Below are 1223 nucleotides of genomic sequence, written 5' to 3'. Positions count from 1 at the left end.
GGGCGGAGATCAATTGACCCGGTTCTACTCATGAAGATGTTACTCATTGGATACTTGTTCGGAATCCCTTCAGAAAGAAAATTAGAGCAAGAAATCACTGTAAATTTAGCTTATCGTTGGTTTCTAGGTTTAGATCTGGGTGAAGCTGTGCCTGACCACTCCACGTTAAGTCAGAACCGTCGCAGAAGATTTAAAGACAGTGAAGTATTCCAAGAGATCTTCGATCACATTGTTTCGGAGTGTATAGCGAAAGGCATCGTGACGGGAGAAGTTGTCGTTGTTGATTCCACTCACATTAAGGCGAACGCTTCGACTTACAAAACAGAAAAGATAGTTGTTGAGAAGAAACCATCAGAATATTTCGAAGAACTAGAGCAAGAAGCTCGTCGAATCGAAAGTGATCATGAGGATGATCCGAATAAGAAAAAACGTGGGAGAAAACGGAAAGAGAAACTTCCAGAGAAAGAGGTAACACAGAGTAAAACCGACCGTGAGGCAGGGCTGTTAAACAGAGAGAATAAACCGAAAGGCTTTTACTACCTGGCTCATACCACTATTGACGTGAACCATGGAATTATTACAGACGTACATGTTACTCCAGCAAATATGAATGACCACGAACCATTTACAGCTCGCTTAAGAGAGCAAAAAGACAAGTTTCGTCTACAAATTCAAAAGGTTGGAGCAGACAAAGGTTACGATCGCTCTGCGGTTCACCATGCTCTTGAAAAACTTGAGATTGAAGGGTACATAACACCTATAGATTCTGACGAAGCGCACATGCAAAAATTAGGATTTATTTACAACAAAAAGCATGATGCATATAAGTGTCCGGAAGGGAGATCACTCCATTTTTCGCATATTAGTTGGAGCACGAGAAAGCAGACTTACACAAAGGTTTACACCTCACATAGCAAAGATTGTAAAGTATGTCCAGTACGTTCGACCTGCTTCGGTAAGACAGGTACACGGAAGACGATTCAACGCCCATTATTTCAAGAAGCAAAAGAACGAAATGTAGCACGTTCCAAAACAAGCATATACAAGAGAATTCAAGAAGCAAGGCGGGTGTGGTGTGAAGGTAGCTTTGGAACCATGAAAAGATGTCATAACCTCACACAGACCTACAAGAAGGGCATTCGGAACGCCACCGAACATTGCCTTTTTTCCGCATTGGCTTTAAACATAAAACGTATGATAAGAGCGGTATAAGGGGGAAGTTA

At 41.8% G+C, this 1223-nt stretch carries 1 protein-coding gene; it reads left to right on the top strand.

Translation table 11 applies throughout. From position 1 onward, the window contains the following. Nucleotides 1–1212 (top strand): IS1182 family transposase (locus tag FPZ49_RS35205; RefSeq protein WP_144855396.1); only part of this gene is annotated, 1212 nt, incomplete at its 5' end. Nucleotides 1213–1223: the final 11 nt, after the last annotated feature.

This window comes from Paenibacillus cremeus, from assembly GCF_007786445.1.
GTDB lineage: Bacteria > Bacillota > Bacilli > Paenibacillales > NBRC-103111 > Paenibacillus_G > Paenibacillus_G cremeus.
Note: the sequence above shows the minus strand (reverse complement) of the source record. Positions and strands in the feature narration are given on the sequence as shown.